This window comes from Allobosea sp. NPDC055332 (genome assembly GCF_053645455.1).
The window spans coordinates 1,455,339-1,478,115 of sequence record NZ_JBSHMO010000001.1 but is presented as its reverse complement, the minus strand read 5'-3'; the positions used below and the strand labels follow the sequence as shown (position 1 = coordinate 1,478,115).

The window sequence follows — 22,777 nt, the reverse complement described above, 5'->3', positions numbered from 1 at the left end:
CGCTATGGCGCTGATGCGAGAGCGGGCAAGAGTGAGCGAGCGCAGGAAGGCGAGCGAGGCGCGCGCCTTTGTGAGCCTTGACGATCTCCTTCGCCTCAAGCATCGCGCCCGCGGCTTCAGTTTCCTGCCGCGCCAACCGGTGCACAGCCTGCTGGCCGGCCGTCACGCCTCGCGGCTGCGCGGGCGTGGCCTGAATTTCGAGGAATTGCGGCACTATTTCGAGGGCGACGACACCCGCACCATCGACTGGCTGGCGACGGCCCGGCTCGGCAGCCCGCATGTCCGGGTCTATTCGGAGGAGCGCGACCGGCCGGTGCTGCTCCTCGTCGACCAGCGCAGCACGATGTTCTTCGGCAGCCGGCGGATGATGAAGTCCGTCGCCGCCGCGGAGGTCGCGGCGCTCGCGGCCTGGCGGGTGACCTCGCTGGGTGACCGCGTCGGCGCCGTGGTCTTCGGCGATGACGGCATCGTCACCGTGAGTCCGCAAGGCCGGGACCATGGCGCGGTTCGTGTCCTCTCGGAGGTTGCCCGCCAGAACGCTGCCTTGAAACCTCCCGCGGCGGCTGGGCAAGGCGCAGCGCGGCTCAACGAGGCGCTCGCCGCGGCGGCCCGGATGGTCGCTCATGACGGGCTGATCTGCCTGATCTCCGACGTCACCGGCGAGGATGGCGAAACCCAGCGCCTGGTGACGCGTCTGTGCGCCCATAGCGACGTGCTGGCAGTCTTCATCCATGATCCGCTCGAGCAGGAGCTGCCGGATCTCGGCCTCGCGATCTTCAGCGCCGGCCCGGCACAGATCGAGGTCGACGTTTCGTCGGCTATGCTTCGCAGGCGGTTCGGCGAGGAGCGTACGCAATGGCGCGCGCGGCTCGCGGCGCTGTCGCGCAATCGGGCCATTCCGGTGCTGCCGATCTCGACCGAGCGCGATATCGCCGTGCAATTGCGCGAGCTGATCGGCCGGCGCCAGGCGCAGAGGCTGGGCCGCCTCGGCGGGAGCGCGCCATGAGCAGCGATCCCGGCGATCTCGCCAACCTGGCCGATCTGACCTTGCCGGATCCGATCTCGTTCTGGCCACCCGCTGCGGGTATCTGGATCGTCGGTGGGATGGCCGCCGCTATGCTGGCAGTGGCCGGCTGGCGCGCGCTGCGGCGCTATCGGACCGATGCTTATCTGCGGAGCGCCACCGCGGAGATCGAAGCCTTGTCGCAAAGCGACGGTGTGATCGATGAAGCGGTCTCGGCCATCCTGAAGCGTGCGGCGATCATCGCCTATGGCCGCGAGGAGGTGGCGTCGCTGACTGGTTCGGGCTGGGCCAGCTTCATCACGCGGACCACGCCGGCAGGTGTTCAGACGGCGAATCTGACGACGCGCCTGGCAGGCGTATTCGTCTCGCATGCTGCCTCGTCCGCGATAGGCTCGAGCGCGCTCGTCGTACAGGCCAAGGCCTGGCTCCGCGGGCAGCGTGGTCGCTTGGCGAAGGAGGCGTGACTGATGCTCGCCTTCGCCTATCCCTGGATCGCGCTGCTTCTCCCGCTGCCGCTGCTCGTCTGGTTCGGACTGCCGGCGCATGCCGAGCAGCGCGCCGGCCTCACCGTGCCCTTCTTCGACAGGCTGGCCCGGCTCAGCGGCCAGACCCCCTTCTCGGGCGGTGTCGTGGCAAGGCGGAAGCCCGGCGGCCTCGTCGTGCTGGCGTTGGTCTGGCTGCTCGTCCTGGCGGCGCTCGCCCGGCCGCAATGGATCGAGCCGCCGCTGCATCGCGACCTGCCGACGCGCGACCTGCTCTTGCTGGTCGATCTCTCCGGCTCAATGGATACGCGCGACTTCGTGGACGCGTCCGGCAAGACGGTCAACCGGCTGACCGCGGTGAAACAGGTGCTCGACGATTTCCTGTCGCGTCGCAAGGGCGACCGGGTCGGCGTCGTCGTTTTCGGCGATGCGCCGTTTGCGCTCGTGCCCTTCACCACCGATCTCGATCTCTGCCGGGCCATGCTGCAGGACACCGCCGTCGGCATGGCCGGGCCGCGCACGGCCTTCGGCGATGCGATCGGCCTCGGCATCGGCCTGTTCGCCCACAGCACGGTCAAGGCGAAGACGATCATCGCGCTGACCGACGGCAACGATACGCTGAGCAAGGTGCCGCCAGCCGAGGCTGCCCGCGTTGCGAAGGACAAGGGCATCGTCATTCATACGGTCGTGGTCGGTGACCCGCAGGCGGCCGGCGAGGACAAGCTCGACGAAGCCGCGCTGAAGGAAGTCGCGGCGACGACCGGCGGCGGCTTCTTCCGGGCTTTGGACCGAGCCCAGCTCGCCCAGATCTATCAGCGCCTCGACGCGATCGAGACGCGCCGCATCGACAGCGTCAGCTTTCGCCCGCGACGCGACGTCTACTGGATACCGCTGGCCGCGGCTTTGGTTCTGACTTTGCTGGCGCAGGCGCTCGGCATCGCCCGCCGGTATCGCCGCATGGCACCTGCCGGATCGGCCGGGATGGCGGAGGCGCGGTCATGATGGACGCGCTCGCCGCCTTCCATTTCGAGCGGCCTTTCTGGCTGCTGGCGCTGATCCCCGCCGCCATTCTCTGGCTGGCGGCGCGGCGCAATTCCGATCCCGTGCTGCAATGGCGCCGCGTCATCGATCCGGAATTGCTCCCCCATCTCCTGAGCGGGAACGACCAGCGTGCGCGGATCGTCCCGGCCGATTGGCTGTTCGCCGGCTCTGTCGCCGCGGCCGTCGCGATTGCAGGCCCTGCCTGGCAGCGCGAGCCATCGCCTTTCGCGGACGCCAAGCCGCCGGTCGCGGTCGTGCTCAAGGTCACGCCCTCCATGCTGACGGAGGACCTTGCGCCGACGCGGCTCGACCGCGCCAGACAGAAGCTCGCCGATGTCCTGGCGGCCCGCGAAGGCGCTTCGACGGCGCTGATCGCCTATGCCGGCTCCGCCCATCTGGTGCTGCCGCTGACGCCGGACAGTGCCGTGGTGCTGGATCTCGCCAAGGCGCTCGTGCCCGAGATCATGCCGAAGGCCGGCAACGATCTTGCCGGCGCGCTCGCCTTGGCCAGGCGCGCATTGGCGGGAACCGGCCAGGGTGGATCGATCCTGCTCCTGGCCGATGCGGCCACAGCGGACATTGCCGTGCAACCGGTGGGCGCACCGATGGTGACGATCCTTGGGCTGCAGGGTCCTGGGGCTGCGGCTGCCGGGCTCGTCGAGGCGGCAAAGGTGCTTGGCGGTACGGTGGTCGCGACCACGCCCGACCAGTCCGACATTGCAGCGGTGGTCCGCCGCCTCGACCGCGGCGACAGTGCAGCCGGCGTCACCGGCGAGGGCGAGCATTGGCGGGAGGCCGGCTATTGGCTGGTGCCGATGCTGGCCCTCCTGGTCCTGCTCTGGTTCCGGCGCGGCTGGGTGCTGGCATGATCCGCTCCCGCAATTTTTCGCCTTATGCGGCCATTACCTGCCTGGCGGCTCTGGCATTGCTGGTGGCGTGGTATCAACTCGGCTTTCGCGATCTCTGGCTGACGCCGGATCAGCGCGGCCGCCTGCTGATGAGCGAGAAACGCTCGGCCGATGCTGCGAAGGCTTTTCGCGATCCACTCTGGCGTGGTGTCGCGCTGTTCCGGGCGGGGGAGTTCAAGGAGGCTGCCCAGTCCTTTGCCGCCCGCGACACGGCCGAAGGCGCCTTCGACCAGGGCAACGCGCTGGTGATGCTCGGCCAGTATGATGACGCGATGAAGCGCTATGATCGGGCGCTGGCGTTGCGCCCCGCGTGGCAAGCTGCGCTGACCAACCGCGAGATCGCCCGTATCCGCGGCGAGCGGAAGAAGACGCAAGGCGGCGAGACCGGAAACACCGACACCAAGGCCGACGAGATCGTCTTCGACAAGACAAAAAGGGGCGGCGAGGATTCGACGGTCGAGGGCGAGAAGCTAATGTCTGACGAGTCGGTGCGCGCCCTCTGGCTGAAGCGCGTGCAGACGAAGCCCGCGGATTTCCTGCGGGCAAAGTTCGCCTATCAGCTCGGCACGCAGCCGGGAGCGGCGCCATGAGAGCCCTTGCCCTGCTTCTGCTCATGGCCTTCCCGATCATCGCGTTCGCGCAGGCGCCAGCCGCGCCACCGATCATCCGTACGACGCTCGATCCGACGGAAGGGATCGTGATCGGACAGCCCGTCCGGCTCAACGTCGCCGTGCTGTTCCCCGGCGAGATGCCGCATCCGCCTCTCGTCAACGTGCCGGAAGCGGCCGGCGCCCAGATCCTGCGCTTCGAGACGCAGGCAACCACCCTGAGTGATCGGATCAACAGCCGGGACTATGTCGGCCAGAGCTTCGAGTTCATCGTCTTCCCGCGGCGCGGCGGCGACATCGCCGTGCCGGCACCGGTGGTCACGCTGCTCGCTCGCGACGGCGATCCGGCGGGATCGGCCTCGGGCACCGCGATGCGCTTCAGCGTCAGCGTGCCGGCCGGCGTCGACCCGTCCGGTCCGGTGCTCGTCGCCGACAGCGTGAGCGCGAACGAGAGCTGGTCGCCGCAGCCTGATGGGCATCGGTTTCGGATCGGAGACGCGGTGGTCCGGACGATCCGGCGCCAGGCCGCTGGCGTCCCGGCGCTCGGCATGGCCGAGTTCCGCTTCCAGGCACCGGACGGGGTGCGGACTTACGTCGATCCGCCGGTCATCGAGGACCGCAGCAATCGTGGCAGCGTCGAAGGCCATCGCACCGACAAGGTCACCTATGTCTTCGAGAAGCCGGGCACTTTCGAGCTGCCGGCGCTAGCGCAGCCATGGTGGAGCATGGCCGACAGGCAGGCGCGGACCGAAACGCTGCCGGGGCTGACGGTGACGGTCGCAGCCGCAGCGCAGCCGGCGCGGCCGGAACAGTCCGCCAGCTCGGTCCTCTGGTATCTGGGCTCGGGAGCGGCCGCTCTGGCCGTGATCGCGCTGCTCGCATTCGCCCTGCGCGCGGCCTGGCGGCAAGCAGCTGTCCGGCTCGGCGAGGCGGAGTGGCCTGCGCGCTTGCAGTTGTGGCGAGCTGCACGGAGCGGCGAGCCTGCGGCGAGCTATCGCGCCCTCGCCATCTGGCGTGGCCGGCTGGCAGCGGTTGATCGGAAAGAATTGCGTGAAAACCGGCGCGTGGCGCCGCATCTGGCTGAGCTCGAACACGCAGTGTTCGGCGGCGGTGGCTGGACCAGGCGGAACGGAAGAGAGCTTGCGCGCGCTGTTTCGACGTGGCCGCGCGCCGACCGTCCTCGCCAAGGCGCGCGCAGTCCGTTGCCTCCGCTCAACCCATTGGCGTGAACAAGCGCTTTGCAGCGCGCAGGAACGAGCGGCATGGCGCGCCGGCCGGTTGATGCCGTGATCTCCCTTTTTGTCGGGCTCAGCGCGAAGCGAGACTGCGCGACTTTACCGGCTCTGGTGTGCAGCAAGCGCCGCGCAGCGAAAGCCAGAGCTTGCCAGCCGGGCCATGTGCCGGCAATCTCCGCCGCGCCAAGACATTCAGCCGATGTATGCCGGAGTAGTCTCTCGCCGGGCAGCAGGACATGGGAAGTCCAGGAACATGATCATCGACGATAGCAATGCCGATGCCCGCAAGATGCACGAGATCGCCCTGCTCGGGCGCCGGGCGGGCCTCCTCAGCCGCCGCTCCTTCCTGGCCGGCGCGGCCGCCGGTCTCGGCGCGCTCGGGCTCGGCGGTTGCACCACCGACGGCATGAGCCTCGCCGAGGCGCAGAAGCTCTACGGGCCGGTGCCTGAGGAGAAGTTCCCGATCCCGGCGATCGACGTCACCCATGTAGACCCGAAATATTTCCGCCGGACGATCGCCTACGACACCAAGGAAGCGCCCGGCACGATCATCGTCGATCCCGGCAATTACTATGTCTATCGCGTCGAGGACGGCGGAACCGCCACCCGCTACGGCGCCAATGTCGGCCGCGACGGCTTCCGCTGGAACGGCGACGCCTATGTCGGGCGCAAGTCCGAATGGGCGACCTGGACGCCGCCCAAGGAGATGATCAAGCGCCAGCCGGAAGCGGCCAAATACGCCCGCGGCATGCCCGGCGGCCTCGACAATCCGCTGGGCGCACGCACGCTGCATCTCTATCAGAACGGCGCCTACACGCTCTATACGATCTACGCCTCGCTCGACGCGGAATCGATCGGAAACGGCATCACCAGCGGCTGCATCGGCCTGCTCACGCAGGACATGATCCACCTGTACAACAACACGCCGGTCAAGACGAAGGTGGTGGTGCTGGCGGCCTGAGGCGACGGCGTCAGCCCCGATCCAGGCGCTGCCGGCTCAGGCAGCGCCCAAGCTCGTCTCGCACCGGCAATCTGGCGCCTTCGGGGCGCGCCGCGGTCCGCGAGCACCAAGCACCCGCCGATAACCTGCCGATCCGGAGAAAAACCTCGGCCAGCGGCAAGACTGGCCCCGTCAGAGCACGGCGGGGCTGGTGCGCATCGTTTCGCCATAGCCACGCGCCGGCTGATCTCATGTAGGAGAGAATCGCCCGCTGCTGTCGCTCAACCCGTCGACCTGATGCAGCTCATTGCAATGGGCGAGAGCGAATGCCACGCCGCTGTTCCGTACCGTAACCGTTACAGCCTTAAGCGCTGGGGCGGCGCATGCGAGTTTTTCCGTTAGGGCATGAACCGAGAGTGCAAAGCCGGCCTCCGGCAAATGCAACTCCGTTCGGACCACTGGCGGGAGTTCATGATGAGAGCGGTCTTTGCCGTCGCCTTCGCGCTGCTCGCCGCGACCGCGCAGGCGCAAAGCCCGGCGCCCGGCGATCTCGAACGTCGATTGGTCGAGCGGCGCGCAGTCGAGGCCCTGATCTGGGGCATACCGGCGGTCAATTACGACCTGATGCTCCAGGAGATGCTGAACAAGACGCCGGGCAAGGTGCATCAGGTCATCTACTGGGGTCGCCCGCTCGACTCGCAGAACCAGACGCTGACGCCCAATCCCGACGCGCTCTATTTCATGGCCTTCTTCAATACGAAGGATGGGCCGATCGTGCTCGATCTGCCGCCCGGCGATGCGAACGGCTCGTTCAACGGCAATATCGTCACGATCTGGCAAATGCCGCTCGAAGATGCCGGGCTGCTCGGCGCCGACAAGGGCAAGGGCGGCAAATACCTCGTCCTGCCGCCGGGCTATAAGGGCAAGCCGCCGCGCGGCTATATCCCGCTGCAATCCGATACGTTCGGCGGCTACATGCTGCTCCGCTCGAACCTGAAGAGCCATGGCGAGGCCGACGTCGCCAAGTCGATCGCCTATGGCAAGCGGATGAAGGTCTATCCGCTGGCGCAGGCGGCGAAGCCCCCGGCGACGGTGTTCAGCGACGTCAAGGACGTCAGCTTCGACTCGACGATCCGTTACGACGCGAGCTTCTTCACGCATCTCGACCGGATCGTGCAGGCTGAGCCCTGGCTGCCGCGCGACCGGGCAATGATCGACCAGCTCAAGTCGATCGGCATCGAGAAGGGAAAACCCCACCGGCCGAATGAGGCGACGACGGCGTTGCTGGCCTCCGCTGCGAAGGAGGGGGGCGAGTGGCTGGAGAAAAAATACGATGCCGGGCTGCCGCCGTTCTTTTCGCCGGCGAGCCGCTGGAGCTTCCCGGCGCCCCCCGAACTGATCAAGGCGGCGCAGGAGGGCTACAGTGATGCCAATTTCTATCTGATCGACCTGCGCGGCCTCGCCTACAGCTACGCTTATATCGGCATCAAGCGGCTCGGCGCCGGCCAGTTCTATCTGATCTCGATCCGGGACAAGGACGGCGACGCCTTCGACGGTGGCAAGACCTATCGGCTGACCGTGCCGCCCAAGGCGCCGGTCGAGCAATACTGGTCGGTGACGGCCTATGACCGGCAGACGCATGCGCTGATCCGCGGCATGCCGCGCGCCAGCCGTTCATCCCAGATCCCCGAGATGCAGAAGAACGCCGACGGCTCGATCGAGGTCTATTTCGGGCCGAAGCCGCCGGTGGGCAAAGAGGCGAACTGGGTGCCGACCGATCCGGCGCGCAAGTTCGAACTGATGTTCCGCGCCTACGCGCCGACCAAGGCGCTGTTCGACAAGAGCTGGGTGCTGCCCGACGTCGAGAAGGTCGCAAATCCCTGAACCAAACGGAGACCGGTGATGATCGCTTACGGCAGGCACTGTTTTGGTCTGACTGCGCTGCTTGCGACGAGCGCGCTCGCCCAGGCGCAAACCGCCGTTCCGGTGACGGTCGACAATTTTCCGCGGGCGGAATCCGATCTCTATATGAACCGGAGCGTCCGGGACGGAGGGCTGGGCAAGTTCGTCCACAACCGCACGCCGGCCGATGTCGACAAGCAGAGCGTCATTCGCCTCAATCGCGACACGCTCTATTCCAGCGCGGTGTTCGATCTCGATGCCGGCTCGGTGACGATCACCCTGCCGGACGCCGGCAAGCGCTTCATGTCGCTGCAGGTCATCAACGAAGACCATTACGTGCCGCTCGTCGTCTACAAGCCCGGCCCGGTCACGCTGACGCGGGCCAAGGCCGGCACGCGCTATGTCATGGTCGGCGTGCGCACGCTGGTTGACCCCAATGATCCCAAGGACCTCCAGCAGGTCCATGCGCTGCAGGACGCGCTCAAGGTCGGGCAGAAGAGCCCCGGCAAATTCGAAGCGCCGAACTGGGACGAAGCCAGCCAGAAGAAGGTTCGCGACGCCCTGCTGGTGCTTGCCTCCACAATCGGCGGCTTCAAGAACGGCTTCGGCCAGAAAGGACAGGTCGATCCGATCCGCCATCTGATCGTCACCGCCGCGGGCTGGGGTGGCAACCCCGACAAGGACGCGACCTATCTGAGCTTCACTCCGCCGAAGAACGACGGCACGACCGTCTACAAGCTCAAGGTCGGGGCTGTGCCGGTCGACGCCTTCTGGTCGGTCAGCGTCTACAATGCCGAAGGCTATTACGAGAAGAACGCCTACAACGCCTATTCGCTGAACAACATCACCGCGAAGAAGAGCGCGGACGGCGCTGTCGACATCCAGTTCGGCGGCTGCGACGGCAAGGTCCCGAACTGCCTGCCGGTGATGAAGGGCTGGAACTACACGGTGCGGCTCTATCGTCCGCGGGCGGAGATCCTGAACGGGCGTTGGAAATTCCCCGAGCCGCAGCCGGTGCAGTGAGTCTCCGGCATGTCCGGCCTCGATATCTTCGCGTGGATCGTCCTCATCGTGCTCGTCGCCAGCACGGTCTTCGTCATCGTCTTCATGGCGATGTGGCCGGGCATGGTGGCCAGGCGCCGCAACCATCCCTGGGCCGACGCCGTCGCCATCGGCGGCTGGGTGACGCTCTTCCTCGGCTTCGTGCTCTGGCCGATCGTCCTGATCTGGGCCTATGTCGACGTGCCGACCAGCCCGGCGCGCCGCTCGAATGACGCGGAGGCGGCGCGATGATCGTCGTCCTGCTCAATCTCTACCTGGCCCTGCTCTTCATTCTGGTGAAGCTCAGGATCGTGCCGTTCAACCTGTTCTGGAAGATCTCGCCGGCCCTCGTCTTCCTGCTGTTGCTGATCGGGCTGTTCATCCCGATGGGCTGGGGCGCGCCGCAGGGACCGGTGCTGGTCTTGCGCAACTCGGTCGCGATCGTGCCGGATGTCGCGGGCGAGGTGATCGACGTACCCGTTGTCGCCAATACGCCGCTCAAGGCGGGCGATGTCCTGTTCAGGATCGATCCGGTGCCGTTCCAGTCGCAGGTCGATGCGCTGGCGGCGCAACTCAAATTCCAGGAGACGCGGCTCGCCGAGATGACACAGCTCCAATCGCGCGGCACGGGCAGGGCGTTCGACGTCGAGCAGCGCGAGGCCGAGGTGGACCAGCTCAGGGCTCAGCTCGTCGGCGCGAAATGGAACCTGGAGAAGACGACGGTGCGTGCACCGGCCGACGGCTACGTCACCAATCTCGCACTGCGCAAGGGAGCGCGGGTGACCAACCTGCCGCTGGCGCCGGTGATGGCCTTCATCGACACCGCGGACACCATCGTCGGCGTCCAGATCAACCAGGTCGACGCGCGCTATCTCGCGCCCGGCAAGCCGGTCGAGCTCACCTTCAAATGGGCGCCGGGAACCGTGCAGACGGGCAAGGTGGAGAGCGTGCTCCAGGCCGTCGCGACCGGTCAGGTGCAAACCTCCGGCACCGCGGTCGTGTCGAAAGTCGTGCAGGCTGCGCCCTTCGTCGTCCGGGTGAAGCTCGACGACGAAGCCTTCGCTCGCTCGCTGCCGGCCGGCAGCGCCGGCGATGCGGCGATCTTCACCGATCGCGTCAAGGTGGCGCATGTGATCCGCAAGGTGCTGCTGCGCCAGATCGCGATCACCAACTACGTCAATCCGTTCTGATTGGGCCGGGCCGAGGTCGTTGTCGCGCATACCCGCATCATCGACGCGAAAGAGTCCGACACCGTCGGCAGCGGCATCGCCCGCGAGGTAGCCGTCAGGAAGCGCGCAGCTAGCGCTGCTCGCGCATGTAAGCTTGCCCCGCTGCCGCCGGCTGGCGCGAGCGCCCGATCGTCCAGGCGAGCGCCGCGATCGAGACCAGATACGGCAGGATCTGGAAGATCTGGTAAGGCACGCCGGGAATGGCGAACTGCAGGCGGAACTGCAGCGCATCGCAGAGGCCGAAGAACAGCGCGGCCAGCGCGACGCCGGCCGGATGCCAGCGGCCGAGGATGATCGCGGCGAGCGCGAGGAAGCCTTTGCCGGCGCTCATCCCGTCCGAGAAGATGTGGACCTGCGCCAGGACGAGATGGCAGCCGCCGAGCGCCGCCAGCATGCCGGAGAGCATCAGGGCGAGATAGCGGATGCGGAGGATCGGCAGGCCGGCGCTGTCGGCGGCGCGCGGGTTCTCGCCGGTCGCGCGCAGGGCAAGCCCCCAGGGCGTCAGGAAGAGCAGGGCGGTGACGAGCAGGCAGAGCGCGACGAAGACATAAGTCAGCGCGTCATGCGCGAACAAGGCCGGCCCGACGATCGGCAAGCCCGACAGCGGTCCGAGATCGAGCGCCGGGAAGCCTGGCACCTGGGTGCTGGTGGTGAGACCGAAGACGGCCCGCGCGAGGAACGCCGTCAGCCCGGCGCAGAAGATGTTGACGGCGATGCCGGCAACGAGCTGGTTGACCCGGAAGGTCACGGTCAGCAGAGCGACGAGGAGACCGCCGACCGCGCCGGCGGCGATGCCGGCGACGAGGCCAATAAGGGGCATACTCGTCGCATGGGCTCCGGCGGCCGCGGCGAGCGCGCCGGTTAGGATCAGCCCTTCCAGCGCGATGTTGTAGACGCCGCTGCGCTCGGCGATGACGCCGCCCAGTGCGGCGAAGGCGATCGGCATGGCAAGGCGGACGGAGGCGGCCAGCAAGGCTGCGAAGAAGGCGGCGTCGAAGGCAAGATCGGTCATGGCGCGGCCTTTCGCGGGCTGAGGTTGATCGGCTCGGCCGGCGCCGGTTTCGAGCGCAGGAAGGCGAGCAGCGAGGCCGGCGACGGCTTCCAGGCGAGGCCGGCGGCGACGGTCATCACCACCAGGCCGAGGATCGCCTCGACGATGCTGCCGTCGAGGCCGATGGCGCGCTGCATGCTGCCGGAGCCCGCTTTGAGCGCCGCGATCAGCAGCCCGGCGAGTGGTACCAGTAGCGGCTGCGCGCCGGCCATGAAGGCGACGACGATGCCGTCGAAGCCGTAGCCGGCACTGAACAGATGGAAGAGCCGGTATTTCAGGCCGACGATTTCGAGCCCGCCGGCAAGACCGGCGATGCCGCCGCCGAGCGCCATGGCGACGACGATCTGGCGCTCGACAGCGATGCCGGCATAGCGCGCCGCCTGCGGGTTGCGGCCGATCACATCGAGTGCGAGGCCATGGCTGGTCCGGCTGAAATGAACGTGCAGGACGAGCGCCAGCACGAGGCCGAAGAGCGCGCCGAGATGGGCATCGGTCTGCGGCAGCAGCACCGGCAAGTGCAGGTTGGCAGGTAACTGCTCCGAGAACGGATAGGGCGCCCCTTCCGCCAGAAGCGGGCCGCTGACGGCGTAGCTGACGACATGGATGGCGACGAAGTTGAGCAGCAGGGTGACGATGACCTCATTGACGCCGCGATAGGCCTTCAGGGCGCCGGCGATAGCGGCCCAGGCTGCTCCGCCGATCATGGCGCTCGCCAGCACGAGTGGAATTCCCAGCCAAGGCGGGCAATCCGGCAGGCTCAAGCCCGCCAGCGTGGCGCAGAGGCCGCCGATATAGATCTGGCCTTCGCCGCCGATATTGTAGAGTCCGGCGCGATAAGGCAGGCAGACGGCGAGGGCGGCGAGTACGATCGGGCTCGCCTTCACCAGGGTGTTGGCGAAGCCCCAATAGTCGGCGAAGCCTTCGCGGAAGAGCACGGCATAGGCCGTGAGCGGGTCGTGTCCGGCAAGCCCGATCAGCAGGGCGCCGAGCAGCAGCGCGAGCAGCGTCGCCCAGAGGCTGCGCAGGTGGATGGCGATATCGAGAAGCGTGCTCATGCCGCGCGCTCCGTAGCGATGCCGGCCATCAGCAGCCCGATGCGCTCGGCGCTGACCTCCTGCGGCGTCAATTCGCCGGTGATGCGGCCGGCGCAGATCACGTCGATACGGTCGGCGACCTCCATGACATGCTCCAGTTCGGTCGAGATGTAGAGGATGGCGACGCCCTTCTCACGCTGCGCCAGGATCTGGCGCTGGACGAAGGCGATGGCACCGAGATCGAGCCCCTTGGTCGCTTGGGCGATGACGAGGATGCGCGGCGCGGCCTCGATCTCGCGCGCCAGGATGATCTTCTGCTGGTTGCCGCCAGAGAGGTCCCGCGCCACTTGCCGGGGCGAGCGCAGGCGGATGTCGTATTCCGCCGCCAGCCGCTTGCCGGTTGCCGCGATCGTCGTGCGGTCGAGCAGACCATGGTGCGAGACGGGCGGCAGATCGAAGGAGCGCAGGACGAGATTGGTCTCGACCGAATGGTCGAGCACGAGGCCGGTACCGTGGCGATCCTCGGGCACGAAGCCGATCCTGGCCTCGCGCTGGCGGGAGCGGACATCGAGCGGGCAGAGATCGCGGCCGTCGGCCTCCATGCTTCCGGAGATCAGCGGCCGCAGCCCGGTGATCGCTTCGGCGAGTTCGCGCTGGCCGTTCCCGTCGATGCCGACGAGGCCGACCACCTCGCCGGCGCGGACGGTGAGCGAGAGCTTGTCGAGCGCCCGGGTGCCGCGGTCATTGTCGGCGACTAGGTCACGCAGCACCAGGCGGTCCGCGCCAGGGCTGGTGCTGCGGGCCGCTGGTTCTACGGTCAGCTCGCGCCCGATCATCAGATGCGACAATTCCCGCGGCGAGGTGTCAATGATGCGCCGGCGCGCGACGACCTTGCCGGCGCGCATCACCGAGGCCTCGTCGGCGACCGCCATGACCTCCTCGAGCTTGTGGGTGACGAAGAGGATGGTGGTGCCGTCGGCGCGCAGGCGCTGAAGGCTGGCGAGGAAGCCATCGATCTCGCTCGGCGCCAGCACCGAGGTCGGCTCGTCGAGGACGAGGATGTCGGCGCCGCGATAGAGCGCCTTCAGGATCTCGACGCGCTGGCGCATCCCCATTGGCAGGCGCCAGATTTCGGCGGTGGGATCGACCTCGAAGCCGATCTGCCGGCTCATCTCGGCTATGCGCGCTGCGTGCTCGGCCAGCCGCAGCCGCGCCAGCGGTCTCCCGAGCCCGAGGACGATGTTCTCGGTGACGCTCAGCGCCTCGGCGAGATGGAAATGCTGGTGGATCATGCCGATGCGGTGGCGGATCGCATCGGCCGGGGAATGCAGCGCGATCGGCTGCCCGGCGATGCGGATCTCGCCCTCATCCGGCCGGTAGAGCCCGTAGAGCACGTTCATCAGGCTGGTCTTGCCGGCACCGTTCTCGCCGAGAACGGCATGGATGCTGGCCCTGGCGACCGTGAGGTCGACGCCGTCCAGCGCCCGAAAACGTCCGAACGCCTTCGAAACGCCGTCGATGACGAGATAGTCGTGCTCGGACACTGCCATGCGATCCTCCCTGGCTGGCCGGCGCGCTCTTGCGGCGCGCCCGGCCTTGCCTTGCTTTCGGTTCAGACGGGTTGGACGGCGAGCTGGCCGGACTTCATCCGCTCGACCAGCACTGCGATCTCGGCGACGGTCCCGGGCGGAACCTTCGGGCCGAAGCTGCCGAGGCGGACGGCCTGGGGCATGGTGATGTCGAACTTGTAGTTGCGGCCGGCGATGCCCTCGGCCTTGGCCTTGGCCAGCATGGCGAAGAGCAGGCCGCGCACGTCGAGAATCGCCGATTGCAGCATGATATCCGGCCATTTAGTGATGGCGTCGTAATAGAGGCCGAAGGCCATCGCGCCCTTCTCGCGCACCGCCTGCAGGCTGCCGGCAGTGGCGCTGTCCATGGTCGGCCAGACGATGTCGACGCCCTGGGCGAGCTGGTTGACCGCGGCTTCCTTGCCCTTGGCGACATCGTCCCAGTCGCCGGTCCAGGTGGTGACGACCTGGCCGTCGCTGCGGGCGGCGCGGAAGCCGGCCTCGAAGCCGGCGACGCTGTCATTGGTGAACTTGAACTTCTGCGCCGCGATGATGCCGACCTTGCCGGTCTTGCTCATCCGTGCCGCCAGGAAGCCGAGCAGATAGGCCGGCTGCGAGAAGTGGAAATCGGCTGTCGCGACATTGGCCGATGGGCGAAGGCCGTTGGTGACAAGGAAGCTCGTCTGGGGGAAGCGGCCGGCGACGCGGTCGACGGCATCCTGGAATTCGCCGCCATGCCCGATCACCAGATTGTAGCCGCGCCTGGCATAGTCGGAGAGCACCTCGACCTGCTGCGGCTGGTGCACCTTCTCGCTATAGGCGGTCTCGGCATGCAGCTCGGTGCGAGCCTGAGCCAGCACCTCGAAAGCCGACTGGCTCCAGCCGCCGTCGGCGATGCTGCCCGGCAATGCCATCGCCACCTTGAGCTGCCCGCCGGCGGCGCGCGCCGACCGCGGCAGGGCTGCGAGGCCGACGCTCGCCGCGAGCGCTGCGGTCATGTCTCGCCTGGTCAGGGTCATGCTGATCTCCCGTGCTGGAATGAGGACTGGGCTCCCCTCGGATCGTTTTCGGCCCATCCCGCACGATGGCAGCAGCATGCCCCGGCCTGCGAAAGTGAGATTTGCTCAACCCGGCTTGAGAGATTCTTGGAATGGCCGGAAGTGTCGGAAAACAGCGCTTCGGCAAGCAGTTAGCGGCGCCGGGGAATGTGATGAAAATCTCTTCAGAGCCCTGAAGAAAAACTCGTTGGTGCGACCACGGGCGGCAACCCATCTTCGTTGCAACCGGCGAGCCTGGTGGCCTGCCGCCTCAATGAGGATCTGCCATGACGACGCTTCTTCATCTCGACGCCAGTGCCCGCGGCGACCGCTCGCTCAGCCGTGCCCTGTCCAGGGCCTTCGTCGAGGCCTGGCTCGCCCGCGAGCCCGATACGAATGTGATTGCCCGCGATGTCGGGCGTGATCCGCCGCCCTTCCTCAACGAGGCCTGGGTCGCCGCAGCCTTCACGCCCGAGGAGGCCCGCACCCCGCAGCACAAGGCGGAACTCGCTCTGTCCGACGAGCTGATCGCGGAGCTCGCTGTCGCCGACGTCATCGTGATGGGCACGCCGATGTATAATTACGGCATGCCGGCGCAGCTCAAGTCCTGGTTCGACAAGATCATCCGGATCGGCAAGACCTTCAGCTTCGACCTGGCGCGTGGCGATTTTCCGCTGGAGCCGATCCTCAGCGGCAAGACCCTGGTGGTGCTGAGCTCGCGCGGCGAGTTCGGATTCGGGCCGGGCGGCGTGCGCGCCGACATGAACCAGCTCGACCCGCATATCCGGACCTGCTCGCACTATCTCGGTGTCGAGTCGATCCATACGATCGCGATCGACTATCAGGAGTTCGGCGACGCCCGGCACAAGCGCTCGATCGCCGAGGCGCATGCCGCGGTGCCGGGGCTGGTCGACGAGCTCATCGCCGGCCGCCGCGCCGAAGCGGCGTAGAGCGGGGAGGCAAAGCACCTTGATCCAGAATCCGATCCCGTGGCCGAATGGCGCGCGCTGCGCCTGCGCCATCACCTTCGACGTCGATGCCGACAGCCTGATCCATATCGCCAAACCGAAAGACAGCTGGAACCGGCTCTACCCGATCACCATGGGGCGCTACGGGCCGACCGTTGGTGTGCCGCGCATCCTTGAAACCTATCGCCGGCTCGGCCTGAAGCAGTCCTTCTTCATCCCGGGCTGGACGATGGAGCGCTATCCGCAAGCCGTCGAGGCGATCCTGACCGGTGGCCACGAGATCGGCCATCACGGCTATCTGCATGAGGACCCGACCGAGATCTCGCCGGAGGCCGAGCGCCGCGCCTTCGAGAAAGCGCTCGCCATCCACCGTCGGATGACGGGTCGCACGCCGCGCGGCTATCGCGCGCCGGTCTACAATGCGACGCAGGCGACGATCGATCTCCTGATCGAACACGGCTTTTCCTATGATTCCTCGCTGATGGCCGACGACATCCCCTATCGGATGCGTTCGGGCGGCAAATATCTCTATGAGGTGCCGCCGCATTGGGGCTCGGATGACTGGCCGCCCTTCGCGCACTATGCCGAGATCGGCTACATGATGCCGGTGCAGCCGCCGGAGCAGGGCCTCGCCGCCTCCTTTGCCGAATTCGAGGCGCAATACGAGGCCGGTGGCTTCTGGATGGGGATCTGGCACCCGTTCCTGACCGGGCGGTTGGCGCGTTGGGCCGTGGTCGAGCGCTGGCTCGAACAGGTGTTAGCGACGCGCCAGGTCTGGTTCGCGCCGCTGGAAGAGATCGTCGGCCATGTCGAGCGGCTGGTCGCAGCCGGCGAATATCAGGTCCGGACCGAGGAGCTGCCCTATTTCACGCAGCCCGTGACAGGGTGAGTTCCAGGGCTTCGCGCCTGCGGAAGGCAGCGGCCTCGGCGCGCAGCCAGTCGCGGAACAGCACGGTCGAGCGCTTGCGCGGCGTCGCGCCCTCGACCAGTCGGAAGGCGAAGCCCGGCAGGCTGCCGCCGTCGAGGCGCACCAGGCTGCCGTCGCGCAAGGCGTCGTCGACGAGGACATCGCTGCACAGCAGTGGGCCGAGCCCGCGATCGGCTGCGTGCAAGGCCAGCGTCTCCTCGCTGAACCAGGACTGGCGGAAGTCCGGCACCTTTCCCGGCAGCGCCTGCGCCAGCCAAGCCGGCCAGTCCGGGGTTTCGAGCGCGCGGTTCTTCCAGCGATAGCCGATCAGCGGGCGGCCGAGCATATCGGCGATGCCCGAGCTGCGACCGGCCGGGCAGAGAGTGCCGGAGGCGACGGCGATGTAGCTGTCTTCCAGCAGCACGTTCTGGCGCTGGTCGGCTGGCACCGCGCCATAGCGGATGGCGAGGTCGATGCCCTCGGCCCTCAGATCCATCACCTCCTCGGAGGCGTCGATATGGACCGTGATCGCCGGGTGGGCGGCATGGAACGCGTGCAGGCGTGGCATCAGCCAGCGCTCGGCGAAGGCACGCGTGGTCGAGACGGTGACCGCGTCGGCCGAGCGTGAATCGTCGAGCAGGGCGAAGGCGTCGGCGAGCCGGTCGAAACCGTCGCGCAGCAGCGGGAACAGCGTTTCCCCGGCGGCGGTCAGCGCGAGCGCCCGGGCCTGGCGCTCGAACAGCTTCAGGCCGAGCACGGCTTCGAGATGGCGGACCTGATGGCTCACTGCCGTCACGGTGACGCAGAGCTCGTTGGCGGCCTGGGTGAAGCTGAGATGGCGCGCCGTCGCCTCGAAGGCGCGCACGGCGTTGAGCGAGGGCAGCTTGCGCATGATGAGCCTCCCGTCAGGCGATCTGGTAGTGCGCGTCGGTCGGGTGCATGGCGTTGACCGGCACCATGTCCTGCGGGCAGGCCGAGAAGACGATGATCAGGTCCATCTCGGCGCGCAGGACGATATGCTGGCCGGGTTCGCTGACCGGTGCCTCGAAGGCGAGGCTGCCATCGGCCCGCACCGGCACGTTCATGAACAGGTTGAGCGGGCTCGGCGTCAGCGGTACGGCGATGCCGAGCGCGGCGAGCGCCGCCTTGAGGTTGTCGGTGCAGCTGTCGTGATGGCCGTGCGCGCCGAGCTGGCGATAGCGATGCTCGTCGCAGGCGGCGATCAGCATGTCGTGGATGCCGGGGGTGGTGTCCTCGACGACGGTCAGCATCGGGTTGCGGCGATTGCTGGTGAGCGTGTCGCCGACGGCCGGCATCAGCTTCAGGATCGCGGCTCGGCTGTGCTCCATCGACAGATGCTCATCGACATCGGCGGCGCTGAAGGCCCAGGTGTCGACCACCTGCTTGCCATGGGTATTGACGACTCGGACGCTCTGGCCGCGCTTGACCCTTGCGGCGACGCCGCTGCGGGCCGGGATCAGTTCGAGTGCGGGCTGGAGCGCTCCGACCTGCTTGTTCATGGCGATCTCCTCGCTGGCTCATTCGCTATGCCGGCAAGGAAACGCTCAAGTGTTATGCAAATCCAATAATTTGATTTGGCTTCATTATCAGAAAATCGTATGGAGTGGCATGCGCCTGCGCCAGCTTGAATGCTTCCGCGCCCTGATGATCCACGGCACGATGACGCGCGTCGCCGAACTGCTGGGGGTCTCGCAGCCCGGCGTCAGCACGATGATCGCGGCGCTGGAGCATGATTTTGGCGTGCCGCTCTTCGTGCGGCGCGGCACGCGGCTGCAGCCGACGCCGGAAGCGCATCTGATCTATGCCGAGGCGAGCCGGGCGCTGGAGGCGGTCGAGAACACCGTGCGGGTCGCAGGCGAGATCCGGGCCGGCAAACGCGGCCATCTCGCCATCACCGCCTATCCCAGCATCTCGATCGCCTTGCTGCCCCGGCTACTCTCGGTCTTCGCCGCCGAGCGGCCCGGCCTGCAGATGAAGATCATCACGCGGGCATCGCAGAGCGTGAAGGAGTTGATGTCGACACGGACCTTCGACTTCGCCATCGCCGAACTGCCGCTCGACTATCCGACCGCGCAGATGGAGGTCTTCAGTTATCAGTGCCAGTGCATGCTGCCGCTGGGCCATCCGCTGGCGGAGCGCGAGGAGATCACCCCGGCCGATCTCGACGGGGTGCCCTTCGTCACGCTGTTCCGGGGCGATCCGGTCTACCAGAAGCTCGCCGCCGCCTTCTCGGAATATGGCGCACGCTGGAATGTGGTCGCGGAGACGGAGTTCTTCTCCTCGGCCTGCGAACTCGTCGCCGCCGGCATCGGCGTCGGGATCGTCGATCCCGTCGTTAGTGCGCCTTTCACGGCCGACGTGGTGCGCCGGCCGTTCCGGCCGGCGATCTCCTACGAGATCGCCATCCTGCATCCGCTGCACGAGGAGCTGTCGCAGCTCGCGCGCGAGTTCATGATCCCGCTGCGCGAGGCTTTGACGGCCTGACCGTCAGCGATGGTCGAGCGCCGGTCAGACGTGGCCGTACTTCGCCAGAGCGTCGGCGAGCGAGAGTCCGCGCGAGAGCTCCTGCCGGATCTTGACCTCGACGGCGGTCAGCCGCTCGGCCTCCACCAGCACCTCCTCGATCCTTTCCGCTGGGATGGCAATGGCGCCGTCCTCGTCGGCGAGGATGAAGTCGCCCGGCTTGATCTCGACATAGCGGCTGGTCGCGCCGCGCATCAGCACCGGAACCTGGCTGGCATTGACCTTCCAGCGGCCGATCGACTGCACCGGCGTGCGATAGCGCGCATAGACCGGGAAGGCTTGCTCGCCGATCCAGCGGATGTCGCGGATGCCGCCGTCGACGAGGGCGCCGACGCAGCCCTTCTCCTTCATGCCGATCGCGATCAGCTCGCCGAAATAGCAGATGCCTTCGCCGTCGCCGCTCCAGATGGTGACCTCGCCCGGCGAGACGCCCTGGCAGGCCTTCATCTTCTCGGCGTCGCCGCCGAGCGGGAACGGCGTCATCTGGCCGCGGATCGTATAGGCGAAGCCGGCGAGCTGCCCGGTCGTCGCGGGATAGGGCGCAAACTGCGGCGCCAGCCCCTGGTCGGGCAGGCCGAGCGTGTCGAGCACGTCGGCGACGTTGGAGGTGTCGACCGCGAGGAAGCGGCGGCGGATGTCCTCGCGCCAGGTGGCGTCGCGGTGCGGCAGTTCGGTCATGACCTCAAATCCTTTCAGATGCTCTGGAGATAGCCGCCATCGACCCGGATGACCGAGCCGGTGATGTAGGCGGAGCGGGCGCTGGCGAGGAAGGCGACGGCGTCGGCGTATTCCTCGGGCGTGCCGTAGCGGCCGAGCGGGATCGAGCCCGTGCTCTCGGCGACGATGTCGGCGAGCGGGCGGCCTTCGCGCCTGGCCTTCTGCTCGTCGAGAAAGAGGATGCGGTCGGTGGCGATCCGGCCCGGCAGGATGATGTTGCAGGTGATGCCGGCCGCCGCGACCTCGCGCGCCAGTGTCTTCGACCAGCCGACCAGCGACAGGCGCAGGGCATTCGAGATCGCCAGGTTCGGGATCGGTGCAACGACGCCCGAGGAGGTCGAGGTGACGATCCGCCCGAAGCCGCGCTGGCGCATTCCCGGCAGCACCTTGTCGGTGAGCGCGATGACGGAGAGCACCATCGCCTGGAACTGCACCGTCCAGGTCTCCGATGGCACGCCGGCGGCGAGGCTCGGCGGCGGGCCGCCGGTGTTGTTGACGAGGATGTCGATGGGGCCGAGCGCCTCGCCGATCGCGGCAAGATGCCCGTCAGCCTCGTCGAGGCGACCGATGTCCCAGCGCCGCGCCAGATGCGGCGCGCCGAGGGCGGAGAGATCAGCCGCTGTCGCGGCGAGTGCCGTCTCGTCGATATCGGCGAGCGCGACCTTGGCGCCTTCCCGTGCGAGCGTCCTGGCGATGGCACAGCCGAGCCCGCCGCCGGCGCCCAGTACGAGCGCCGTGCGTCCAGCAATTCCCAGATCCATGATGGGTTCCTTGTGAGTTCCGGCTTACGAGCCGATGCGCAGGGGAGCGTCGAGCTTGCGCAGATAGGAGATGACCGAGAGCGCGGTGATGCGGCCGGTCTTGGGGTTGTCGCTCGGCACGTTCTCGATCGTCATCGAGAAGCTGGCGGAGTCGGCGTCGACCTCGATGGTGTGGGTATTGCGGGTCAGCGCCGGGTCGGCCCAGATCTCCAGCGTCGTCCGGTCCGGCCCGATGCCGGCGAGCGAGAGCGCGACGGCGACGTTGAGATTGGCCGGGAAGCCGATCGCGGCCTCGCGCGGCGTGCCGCTGAACACCCGCGTCGGCTCCCTGACATCGTCGAGGGCGATGTTGTTCTCGATGAGATAGGGCGCGCCGACCAGGCCGCGCACCGGCTTGCGGGTGATCATCCGGACCGAGCGGATGACGCCCTCGGCCGCAGCGGTGACGGCGTCGAGGCCGAGCAGGGCGCCGGTCGGCACGACGATCTGGCCGCCATGCTGGCGGGCGATCTCGATCAGCCCCTCATGCGAGAGGATGGCGCCGGAGCTCAACACGATCACCGTCTTGCCGGCGCGCAGGAAAGGCTCGGCGATGGCCGGCAGCAGGGCGGCCGGGGCGCATTCGACGACGATGTCGGCGAGCCCTTCGAGCTCCTCGATCGCCACGACCGGGACCGGGCGGGAGAGATGGGCGAGGCGCTCGCGCGCCTTGTCGCGGTCGTTGGCGGAGACGGCGACAAGCTCGCAGCCGGGCACGCCCTGGTCGAGCACGCTGGCGATCTTGAGGCCGACAGCGCCAAGACCGGCGATGGCGACCCGCCGGCGCGGACGCGTGCCGGGTGAGGAAGGGGAGGTCATGGGCGTTTCCTTGTCTTGTCGTCAGCCGGCCGATGGTGCCGGGAACAGGCTGGCGTAATGGCGCGCGCAGGCGCCGGCCGTGGTGAACCAGATGCGGTCCTGGTGCTTGTTGAGATGGTCGAGCACCCGGCGGAACTGCCGGATGCGGAAGGGCTGGCCGACGATGAAGGTGTGGATCGTCATGCCGTAGACCAGCGCCTGCTGCTCGGACTGGCGAAGCATCTCGTCGAGATTGTCGATCGCCATGTCAGCGAAGGCCTGGGCGGTGCCGTCATGCAGCACGACCATCGGCACGTCGTTGACCTCGTGCGGATAGGGCATCGCCAGCAGTGGGCCGCCCTTGGTCTTCAGCCAGACCGGCTGGTCGTCCATCGGCCAGTCCATGGTGTAGCCGTAGCCGGCCTCAGTCAGCAGGTCCTCGGTGTTGGCGCTGGGATGGGCGCCGGGGCTCATCCAGCCGGCGGGCGCAGCGCCCTCATGGCTCGCGATCGCCTGCGTCGCCTCGGCGATCAGCCGCCGCTCAGCCTCGATCTCCATGCCGTTCTGATGCTCGGAATTGGTGCGGCCATGGGCGACGATCTCGTCGCCGCGGCGGCGATGGGCCGCGACCAGTTCCGGGCAGTGCTCGTAGCACTCGGTGTTGAGCAGCACCGAGAGCGGCAGGCGATAGTCGTCGAAGAGCTCGATCAGCCGCCAGCCGCCGACGCGATTGCCGTATTCGCGCCAGGCCCAGTTGTAGGTGTTGGGGTGCTGGAGCCCAGGCGAATAGGGCAGGCCGAGCCCCGAGCCATAGGAAAAATGCTCGACGCAGAGCGCGACATAGACGGCGAGCCGCTTGCCGCCCGGCCAGGTGAAGTCCGGCCGATCGACGATGGGCGAGTAGGGGAAGCGTCCAGGGCTAGGCAGCATGAGCGTGCGTCCG

General features: G+C 67.6%; 24 protein-coding genes. 14 read left to right on the top strand and 10 right to left on the bottom strand.

From position 1 onward, the window contains the following. Positions 1–4 precede the first annotated feature (4 nt). From ACWIGM_RS07560 to ACWIGM_RS07510, 11 genes are all read left to right on the top strand, one after another. On the top strand, positions 5–1,006 hold the full coding sequence (locus ACWIGM_RS07560) for a DUF58 domain-containing protein (RefSeq protein WP_454025272.1): 1,002 nt from the start codon (positions 5–7) through the stop codon (positions 1,004–1,006). Beyond that, positions 1,003–1,488, top strand: coding sequence for a DUF4381 domain-containing protein (locus ACWIGM_RS07555; RefSeq protein WP_454025271.1), 486 nt, complete (start codon positions 1,003–1,005; stop codon positions 1,486–1,488). Before ACWIGM_RS07560 ends, ACWIGM_RS07555 begins: the two co-directional genes overlap by 4 nt. Before the next feature lie 3 nt (positions 1,489–1,491). After that, on the top strand, positions 1,492–2,508 hold the full coding sequence (locus ACWIGM_RS07550) for a VWA domain-containing protein (RefSeq protein ID WP_454025270.1): 1,017 nt from the start codon (positions 1,492–1,494) through the stop codon (positions 2,506–2,508). Further along, positions 2,505–3,416, top strand: a complete 912-nt coding sequence (locus ACWIGM_RS07545; RefSeq protein ID WP_454025269.1) for a VWA domain-containing protein — start codon at positions 2,505–2,507, stop codon at positions 3,414–3,416. Before ACWIGM_RS07550 ends, ACWIGM_RS07545 begins: the two co-directional genes overlap by 4 nt. Further along, positions 3,413–4,045: a tetratricopeptide repeat protein gene (locus ACWIGM_RS07540; RefSeq protein ID WP_454025268.1), complete on the top strand. Its 633-nt coding sequence runs from the start codon at positions 3,413–3,415 to the stop codon at positions 4,043–4,045. The genes ACWIGM_RS07545 and ACWIGM_RS07540 overlap by 4 nt, the downstream gene beginning before the upstream one ends. Beyond that, positions 4,042–5,292: a hypothetical protein gene (locus ACWIGM_RS07535; RefSeq protein ID WP_454025267.1), complete on the top strand. Its 1,251-nt coding sequence runs from the start codon at positions 4,042–4,044 to the stop codon at positions 5,290–5,292. Before ACWIGM_RS07540 ends, ACWIGM_RS07535 begins: the two co-directional genes overlap by 4 nt. A 259-nt stretch (positions 5,293–5,551) precedes the next feature. Continuing rightward, entirely contained in the window at positions 5,552–6,259 is a 708-nt protein-coding gene (locus tag ACWIGM_RS07530; RefSeq protein ID WP_454025266.1) for a L,D-transpeptidase, read from the top strand. A gap of 453 nt (positions 6,260–6,712) precedes the next feature. After that, on the top strand, positions 6,713–8,122 hold the full coding sequence (locus tag ACWIGM_RS07525; RefSeq protein ID WP_454025265.1) for a DUF1254 domain-containing protein: 1,410 nt from the start codon (positions 6,713–6,715) through the stop codon (positions 8,120–8,122). A gap of 18 nt (positions 8,123–8,140) precedes the next feature. Beyond that, entirely contained in the window at positions 8,141–9,163 is a 1,023-nt protein-coding gene (locus ACWIGM_RS07520; RefSeq protein ID WP_454025264.1) for a DUF1254 domain-containing protein, read from the top strand. Positions 9,164–9,172: 9 nt separating this feature from the next. Next, the gene (locus ACWIGM_RS07515; RefSeq protein WP_454025263.1) at positions 9,173–9,433 is read left to right on the top strand and encodes a DUF3302 domain-containing protein; all 261 of its coding nucleotides are present in this window, start codon (positions 9,173–9,175) and stop codon (positions 9,431–9,433) included. Then, positions 9,430–10,371, top strand: a complete 942-nt coding sequence (locus ACWIGM_RS07510; RefSeq protein WP_454025262.1) for an HlyD family secretion protein — start codon at positions 9,430–9,432, stop codon at positions 10,369–10,371. The genes ACWIGM_RS07515 and ACWIGM_RS07510 overlap by 4 nt, the downstream gene beginning before the upstream one ends. 109 nt (positions 10,372–10,480) lie before the next feature. On the opposite strand, the gene ACWIGM_RS07505 is transcribed toward ACWIGM_RS07510, so the two are convergent. From ACWIGM_RS07505 to ACWIGM_RS07490, 4 genes are all read right to left on the bottom strand, one after another. Next, positions 10,481–11,422, bottom strand: coding sequence for an ABC transporter permease (locus ACWIGM_RS07505; RefSeq protein WP_454025261.1), 942 nt, complete (start codon positions 11,420–11,422; stop codon positions 10,481–10,483). Further along, entirely contained in the window at positions 11,419–12,516 is a 1,098-nt protein-coding gene (locus ACWIGM_RS07500) for an ABC transporter permease (protein WP_454025260.1), read from the bottom strand. Before ACWIGM_RS07500 ends, ACWIGM_RS07505 begins: the two co-directional genes overlap by 4 nt. Then, positions 12,513–14,045, bottom strand: a complete 1,533-nt coding sequence (locus tag ACWIGM_RS07495; protein ID WP_454025259.1) for an ABC transporter ATP-binding protein — start codon at positions 14,043–14,045, stop codon at positions 12,513–12,515. Before ACWIGM_RS07495 ends, ACWIGM_RS07500 begins: the two co-directional genes overlap by 4 nt. A 62-nt stretch (positions 14,046–14,107) precedes the next feature. Then, positions 14,108–15,082, bottom strand: a complete 975-nt coding sequence (locus tag ACWIGM_RS07490) for a BMP family protein (RefSeq protein ID WP_454025258.1) — start codon at positions 15,080–15,082, stop codon at positions 14,108–14,110. A gap of 305 nt (positions 15,083–15,387) precedes the next feature. On the opposite strand from ACWIGM_RS07490, the gene ACWIGM_RS07485 reads away from it, so the two are divergent. Then, complete coding sequence (locus ACWIGM_RS07485; RefSeq protein ID WP_454025257.1) at positions 15,388–16,050, top strand: FMN-dependent NADH-azoreductase; 663 nt, start codon at positions 15,388–15,390, stop codon at positions 16,048–16,050. Between the two features lie 19 nt (positions 16,051–16,069). Continuing rightward, positions 16,070–16,957, top strand: a complete 888-nt coding sequence (locus tag ACWIGM_RS07480; RefSeq protein ID WP_454025256.1) for a polysaccharide deacetylase family protein — start codon at positions 16,070–16,072, stop codon at positions 16,955–16,957. Here ACWIGM_RS07480 and ACWIGM_RS07475 read toward each other — a convergent pair. Both ACWIGM_RS07475 and ACWIGM_RS07470 read right to left on the bottom strand, forming a co-directional pair. Further along, positions 16,935–17,867: a LysR family transcriptional regulator gene (locus ACWIGM_RS07475; RefSeq protein ID WP_454025255.1), complete on the bottom strand. Its 933-nt coding sequence runs from the start codon at positions 17,865–17,867 to the stop codon at positions 16,935–16,937. The two genes, ACWIGM_RS07480 and ACWIGM_RS07475, sit on opposite strands and share 23 nt — an antisense overlap. A 13-nt stretch (positions 17,868–17,880) precedes the next feature. Next, a complete protein-coding gene (locus ACWIGM_RS07470; protein ID WP_454025254.1) occupies positions 17,881–18,495 on the bottom strand; it encodes a DUF1989 domain-containing protein in 615 nt (204 codons plus the stop codon). 109 nt (positions 18,496–18,604) lie between these two features. Between ACWIGM_RS07470 and ACWIGM_RS07465 the strand changes: the two genes are divergently transcribed. Next, positions 18,605–19,480, top strand: coding sequence for a LysR substrate-binding domain-containing protein (locus tag ACWIGM_RS07465; protein ID WP_454025253.1), 876 nt, complete (start codon positions 18,605–18,607; stop codon positions 19,478–19,480). 24 nt (positions 19,481–19,504) lie between these two features. Here the strand turns inward: ACWIGM_RS07465 and ACWIGM_RS07460 are convergent, their stop codons facing one another. Genes ACWIGM_RS07460 through ACWIGM_RS07445 form a run of 4 tightly spaced genes read right to left on the bottom strand, consistent with a single transcriptional unit; the run spans position 19,505 to position 22,764 of the window. After that, complete coding sequence (locus tag ACWIGM_RS07460) at positions 19,505–20,197, bottom strand: RraA family protein (RefSeq protein WP_454025252.1); 693 nt, start codon at positions 20,195–20,197, stop codon at positions 19,505–19,507. A gap of 14 nt (positions 20,198–20,211) precedes the next feature. Then, the gene (locus ACWIGM_RS07455; protein WP_454025251.1) at positions 20,212–20,997 is read right to left on the bottom strand and encodes an SDR family oxidoreductase; all 786 of its coding nucleotides are present in this window, start codon (positions 20,995–20,997) and stop codon (positions 20,212–20,214) included. Positions 20,998–21,021: 24 nt separating this feature from the next. After that, the gene (locus ACWIGM_RS07450) at positions 21,022–21,855 is read right to left on the bottom strand and encodes an aspartate dehydrogenase (protein ID WP_454025250.1); all 834 of its coding nucleotides are present in this window, start codon (positions 21,853–21,855) and stop codon (positions 21,022–21,024) included. Between the two features lie 21 nt (positions 21,856–21,876). After that, positions 21,877–22,764, bottom strand: a complete 888-nt coding sequence (locus ACWIGM_RS07445; protein ID WP_454025249.1) for a polysaccharide deacetylase family protein — start codon at positions 22,762–22,764, stop codon at positions 21,877–21,879. Positions 22,765–22,777: the final 13 nt, after the last annotated feature.

Bases quoted from the DNA above. Each gene is read 5' to 3' on its own strand.
- ACWIGM_RS07500 (WP_454025260.1), bottom strand. From the start codon at position 12,516: ATGAGCACGCTTCTCGATATCGCCATCCACCTGCGCAGCCTCTGGGCG.
- ACWIGM_RS07470 (WP_454025254.1), bottom strand. From the start codon at position 18,495: ATGAACAAGCAGGTCGGAGCGCTCCAGCCCGCACTCGAACTGATCCCG.
- ACWIGM_RS07530 (WP_454025266.1), top strand. From the start codon at position 5,552: ATGATCATCGACGATAGCAATGCCGATGCCCGCAAGATGCACGAGATC.
- ACWIGM_RS07560 (WP_454025272.1), top strand. From the start codon at position 5: ATGGCGCTGATGCGAGAGCGGGCAAGAGTGAGCGAGCGCAGGAAGGCG.
- ACWIGM_RS07520 (WP_454025264.1), top strand. From the start codon at position 8,141: ATGATCGCTTACGGCAGGCACTGTTTTGGTCTGACTGCGCTGCTTGCG.
- ACWIGM_RS07485 (WP_454025257.1), top strand. From the start codon at position 15,388: ATGACGACGCTTCTTCATCTCGACGCCAGTGCCCGCGGCGACCGCTCG.
- ACWIGM_RS07475 (WP_454025255.1), bottom strand. From the start codon at position 17,867: ATGCGCAAGCTGCCCTCGCTCAACGCCGTGCGCGCCTTCGAGGCGACG.
- ACWIGM_RS07525 (WP_454025265.1), top strand. From the start codon at position 6,713: ATGAGAGCGGTCTTTGCCGTCGCCTTCGCGCTGCTCGCCGCGACCGCG.
- ACWIGM_RS07505 (WP_454025261.1), bottom strand. From the start codon at position 11,422: ATGACCGATCTTGCCTTCGACGCCGCCTTCTTCGCAGCCTTGCTGGCC.
- ACWIGM_RS07545 (WP_454025269.1), top strand. From the start codon at position 2,505: ATGATGGACGCGCTCGCCGCCTTCCATTTCGAGCGGCCTTTCTGGCTG.
- ACWIGM_RS07490 (WP_454025258.1), bottom strand. From the start codon at position 15,082: ATGACCCTGACCAGGCGAGACATGACCGCAGCGCTCGCGGCGAGCGTC.
- ACWIGM_RS07465 (WP_454025253.1), top strand. From the start codon at position 18,605: ATGCGCCTGCGCCAGCTTGAATGCTTCCGCGCCCTGATGATCCACGGC.
- ACWIGM_RS07445 (WP_454025249.1), bottom strand. From the start codon at position 22,764: ATGCTGCCTAGCCCTGGACGCTTCCCCTACTCGCCCATCGTCGATCGG.
- ACWIGM_RS07460 (WP_454025252.1), bottom strand. From the start codon at position 20,197: ATGACCGAACTGCCGCACCGCGACGCCACCTGGCGCGAGGACATCCGC.
- ACWIGM_RS07455 (WP_454025251.1), bottom strand. From the start codon at position 20,997: ATGGATCTGGGAATTGCTGGACGCACGGCGCTCGTACTGGGCGCCGGC.
- ACWIGM_RS07495 (WP_454025259.1), bottom strand. From the start codon at position 14,045: ATGGCAGTGTCCGAGCACGACTATCTCGTCATCGACGGCGTTTCGAAG.
- ACWIGM_RS07450 (WP_454025250.1), bottom strand. From the start codon at position 21,855: ATGACCTCCCCTTCCTCACCCGGCACGCGTCCGCGCCGGCGGGTCGCC.
- ACWIGM_RS07510 (WP_454025262.1), top strand. From the start codon at position 9,430: ATGATCGTCGTCCTGCTCAATCTCTACCTGGCCCTGCTCTTCATTCTG.
- ACWIGM_RS07550 (WP_454025270.1), top strand. From the start codon at position 1,492: ATGCTCGCCTTCGCCTATCCCTGGATCGCGCTGCTTCTCCCGCTGCCG.
- ACWIGM_RS07540 (WP_454025268.1), top strand. From the start codon at position 3,413: ATGATCCGCTCCCGCAATTTTTCGCCTTATGCGGCCATTACCTGCCTG.
- ACWIGM_RS07515 (WP_454025263.1), top strand. From the start codon at position 9,173: ATGTCCGGCCTCGATATCTTCGCGTGGATCGTCCTCATCGTGCTCGTC.
- ACWIGM_RS07555 (WP_454025271.1), top strand. From the start codon at position 1,003: ATGAGCAGCGATCCCGGCGATCTCGCCAACCTGGCCGATCTGACCTTG.
- ACWIGM_RS07535 (WP_454025267.1), top strand. From the start codon at position 4,042: ATGAGAGCCCTTGCCCTGCTTCTGCTCATGGCCTTCCCGATCATCGCG.